The organism is Candidatus Hydrogenedentota bacterium, from assembly GCA_019695095.1.
Lineage (GTDB): Bacteria > Hydrogenedentota > Hydrogenedentia > Hydrogenedentales > SLHB01 > JAIBAQ01.
The window spans coordinates 1-4,479 of sequence record JAIBAQ010000314.1 but is presented as its reverse complement, the minus strand read 5'-3'; the positions used below and the strand labels follow the sequence as shown (position 1 = coordinate 4,479).

Here is a 4,479-nt window from a genome sequence, read left to right as displayed (position 1 = left end):
TGAATGGGATCATTCTCGCAATCTGCGTGTTTACGCTTATCGTCGTGCTTTGGAATTGCCTGCGCTGGCCGTCGGTAAGACCGCAAGCGATATCCGACGAGGAACCTTCCATCGCGATCCTGATTCCCGCGCGCAACGAAGAACTAAACATTGGGACGTGCCTGGAAGCCGCGATCCAACAGGGACCATGCGTTGGCGAAATCATCGTCTATAACGATCACTCCATCGACGCGACCGGAGCCATTGTCGAGCAATACCGTGCTCGCGACGCCCGCGTGCGCCTCGCAACGCCCGCCGACCTCCCTCCCGATTGGTTCGGAAAGCCGTTCGCGTGCTGGCGGCTCGCCAAGGAGGCGCGCATGCCCTGGCTGCTCTTCCTGGATGCGGACACCGAAATTCAGCCTGGCGCCGCCGCAGGCCTGCTTCACGAAGCGGTCCGCCGCAATGCCACCCTCCTTTCGGCCTGGCCGTTCCTCGTGACAAAAGGTTTCTGGGAACAGTTGCTGATGCCCATGCTGAATTTCCTGATCATCTCGTCGTTCCCCGCTCCGTTGTCGCTCAAGATGAAATATCCATCCCTCGGTGTCGCGCACGGCGCGTGCATCCTCGCCAACCGCGAAGCCTACTTCCGCGTGGGCGGACACGAAGCAGTGAAGAACGAAATACTCGAGGATTTGACACTCGCGCGCACTTGGCGCAAACGCGGCGAATGGGGCATCTGCCTCGACGGAAAAGACGTTGTCCACGTCCGAATGTATACGAGCCTCGGAGAGATTTGGCGCGGCTTCCAGAAGAACTTCTATGCAGGCTTTCCGTCGTCCTTCAACTTCTGGGGATTCGTGGTCAGCCATGTCGCCTGTTTCATCCTCCCCTTCGTCGCCGCCCCGATATGGCTTCAAACCGGAACGCCCTACGCGTGGATGGCTGTAGGTTCGGTTCTCGCGGCCCTTGCAACGCGTCTTGCCTTGTCGCTGCGGTTCCGGCATCCCGTATGGTCGATTCTCTTTCACCCCTTCGGCGAAGCATTCCTGGTAATGCTTGGCGTCTATTCATGGTGGCTGTGTGTCAGTGGAAAAGGCGTATCATGGAAAGGCCGCGCCTATCAGGTTGGCGCGAGATAAGACTGTAGGCAACGACGTGAAGCATGCAGTAATTATTGGTGGCGGACTGGGCGGACTCGGGGCTGCGTTGCGGCTTGCTGCGCGAAACTGGCAAGTGACGGTGTGCGAGCAAGGCCCCGCTCTTGGCGGAAAGATGAACTCCTGGAAGGCCTCCGGGTTCACCTTCGATACCGGACCCTCGCTCATTACGATGCCTTGGATCTTTCGAGAGCTCTTCGAAGTGGCCGGATCGCGTCTCGAAGACCACCTCGAACTCGTCCTCATGCGCCCCCTTGCATCCATGAACTACGACGACGGCATGCAGTTTATCTACTCGAGCAACCTGCCCGATTGGCTAGACACGTTGCGGCGCATCGCGCCCAATGATATCGATGGATTCTATCGGTTCATGCAGTTGGGGGCGCGGCTGTGGGAATTGTCCAAAGAGACCTTTCTGCGACGCCCCATCTCGCAGCCTCCCGATAGACGCGTGCTGTCGGCCCTTCGCCACTTCCCCTTTCGCCACGCATGGGGCAACTATCACAACGCGGTCAAGGCCCATTTCAACAGTCCTCACCTTCAGCAGCTATACGACCGCTACCCTACGTACGTCGGTTCTTCTCCGTATGAATGCCCGGCGACACTTCTCGTGATTCCGTACATCGAGTACGCGTTTGGTGGCTGGTATGTGTCCGGTGGCCTCTACCGCATTGTCGAGTCCCTTGTTCAATTGCTGCACAAGCATGGCGTCGAATTGCGTACGAACGCCAAGGTCTCCCACATCACGCATTCCGCGCGTCGTGCCACCGGAGTCGAGCTTGACAGCGGCGAGCGGATTCCCGCCGACGTGGTCATTATGAACGGCGACGCAGCGTGCGCAGATCACCTTCTCGGCAATTCAGAAAGCCCCTCGGTGCCTCCCGCGGCGCGCTCGCTATCCGGACTGGTTTTCCTGCTCGGCGTTCGGCGTTCTCTCCCCGAAATCCATCACCACAGCGTCTTCTTCTCCGCGGACTACCCCCGCGAGTTCAGACAACTCTTTAACGAACGCAGGTTCCCCGACGATCCGACGGTCTACGTGAGCGCGCCAAGTCGAAGCGATCGTTCGCTAGTGCCTGGCGATGGTGAGGCGCTGTTCGTCATGGCCAACGCACCCGCAAACGACCACGATTCCTGGGATAGCGCCTCGCTACAGGATGCGCGTTCCCGCGTCTTCAATCGTCTTCGCAAGGGCGGTTTCCCGGATATTGAAGACGACATCGCCGTGGAAACCGCGTGGACTCCACGCCACATCGCGCATCGCTACTTGATGCCCGGCGGCGCAATCTACGGCACGCATTCGCATGGGTGGCGCAAAGCCTTCTTTCGTCCGCCCAACAAAGATCGCAACTATGCGGGCCTTTATTATGTTGGAGGCAGTTCCCACCCCGGCGGTGGCACACCGACCGTTCTCCAGTCGGCACGCATTACATGTGAACTGATTGCGAGACATGAAGGCGCGTAAAGCGGTTCTATTCGCGGCCGTGGCGTTCTACGCCCTCCTTTGGGTAGGTGGCATTGTCTCCTATTGGCTGCTTGACGGTCCTCCCGGCGACGCGCAATGGACCGCACCCGTCTTTCTGTTGTTGGCCGGCATCCTGGCACTCGCTTCGTTGCAGGCAAAAGACGTCGCGCGCACGCTCGCCGCGGCGGCCGTCGGCTTGCTCGCGGAATTCGCCGGCGTTCACACTCGCTTCCCCTTCGGCGAATACCAATACACAACGACCCTGCAACCTCTGCTCCTTGGCGTTCCGGTCGTGATGATTTGTGCGTGGCTCGTGCTGATAGCCTACGTGCAAGCGCATCTTGCGTCCGTTCGTGTATTCGGATGGAAAAGACTCGTCCTTGGGGCCCTGTGGCTTACCGCCATCGATCTCGTCATCGATCCGCTTGCGGCCGGCCCCCTAAATTACTGGCGCTGGACACACCCCGGCTGGTACTACGGCATCCCATGGACCAACTTCGCGGGATGGCTGCTGGTGTCATATGTTGCGCTGGCCGTCGCGGGGCGCTCCACATCGCCTGCCCGCAGCAGCCAAGCCATAGGACTCAGCATCGTACTCTTCTTCGCCTTGACCGCCCTGGCCAACGAACAATACCTGGCCTCGATCATTGGCTTCCTGCTCTGCGCTCTGGATGTCGTCCGTACCCGCTCCACGCGCGCACTCGCGCCAGACTAGGAAGACTGAATCTGACCCTGCTTATTGCTCCGCCTTGTGACTCAGAATCGCCTCTTCGTCGAACACGAAATGAAGAATCTTGCTGCGAGTCTCCGTGGTGCAGATCACATGGATCTTTCCATCCTTGGTCTGCTGCGCAACGGGATACGCAAAGGTCGTCGTCTCGACTGGTCCTTGTGCAATGTCCCGCTTATAGGCATAGGTCTTGTCATTGTCCGTGGAGATCGAGACAGTCAACGGATTCCGGTCAACGATGCTGTCGTTATATACCAGCACAAGGTGCCCATTCTTCAGACGGATGAAACTGCACGCCGCATTCGGATTCTTGAACTGCGACTCCGTGCCTTCGCTCCACGTCTTGCCGCCATCGCGCGATTCGGTCCGCACCAAACGCCCATCCGGAATCGGATCGAAGCTTCCACCGCGCCGGCAATAGGCAACCAGGTAATTGTCGTCAATCTGAACCGGCGACGGCTGCAAGTTGCCATACTTGGAATGAATGCGGTTGGTCTCCGTCCACGTGCCCTTCTTGGGATCGATGCGGATGAAGAATGAAGCCGTATCCGGCGCCGTAGCTTCGCGATCATGGCCGGTCTCGAAATACGCTGGCAGCAGGTAATCGCCGTCACGCAACGCAATCGGCAGCCCCTGCACCATCGTCCCCTGCTCGTACGTTATATCGAACGAATCCGACCACGTGTGGCCGCCATCGGTTGAGATCTTGCCGCGAATCCGCGAATCGGACCATGTATTGCCGTGCCGCTGCACGTAGAACAGCCAGACCACGCCATCCGGCGCTTGCCACACGACGGGATTGCCCTCACCCAGAAACGGCGTGTCCGCAATGATGACCGGCGTTGTCCATTTGCTTTCCCCCTTGGGCAAACGCATGGCCCACACCTTCGAATCGTCCTCATACTCTCCGCTACCGCCATAATAGGCAAGCAGAATGTCGCCGTTATCGAGTTCCGTGAACGTACACGGGTGCTTGTATTTCCCCGGAAACTCCTGGCCAATAACCGTCGAAACCTGAATGTCGTCCGCGGCAAACACGGGGCAAATAAGGATGAGGACTAGCGCGAGAATCTGACAGGTAGTACGCATGAGTAGGACGCCTCCTTGATACTGCACGCCGTTCGTGCAGCCGCGAATGTAACACA

General features: G+C 58.8%; 4 protein-coding genes. 3 read left to right on the top strand and 1 reads right to left on the bottom strand.

Annotation, left to right across the window (positions count from 1 at the left end; genetic code table 11):
• From K1Y02_25535 to K1Y02_25525, 3 genes are all read left to right on the top strand, one after another.
• A partial coding sequence (locus K1Y02_25535) for a glycosyltransferase (GenBank protein ID MBX7259744.1) occupies positions 1-1,121 on the top strand: 1,121 nt, incomplete at its 5' end.
• 16 nt (positions 1,122-1,137) lie between these two features.
• Positions 1,138-2,604, top strand: a complete 1,467-nt coding sequence (gene crtI, locus K1Y02_25530) for a phytoene desaturase (GenBank protein MBX7259743.1) — start codon at positions 1,138-1,140, stop codon at positions 2,602-2,604.
• Complete coding sequence (locus tag K1Y02_25525; GenBank protein ID MBX7259742.1) at positions 2,591-3,319, top strand: carotenoid biosynthesis protein; 729 nt, start codon at positions 2,591-2,593, stop codon at positions 3,317-3,319. Before crtI ends, K1Y02_25525 begins: the two co-directional genes overlap by 14 nt.
• A gap of 21 nt (positions 3,320-3,340) precedes the next feature.
• Here the strand turns inward: K1Y02_25525 and K1Y02_25520 are convergent, their stop codons facing one another.
• Positions 3,341-4,423, bottom strand: a complete 1,083-nt coding sequence (locus tag K1Y02_25520; protein ID MBX7259741.1) for an exo-alpha-sialidase — start codon at positions 4,421-4,423, stop codon at positions 3,341-3,343.
• Positions 4,424-4,479: the final 56 nt, after the last annotated feature.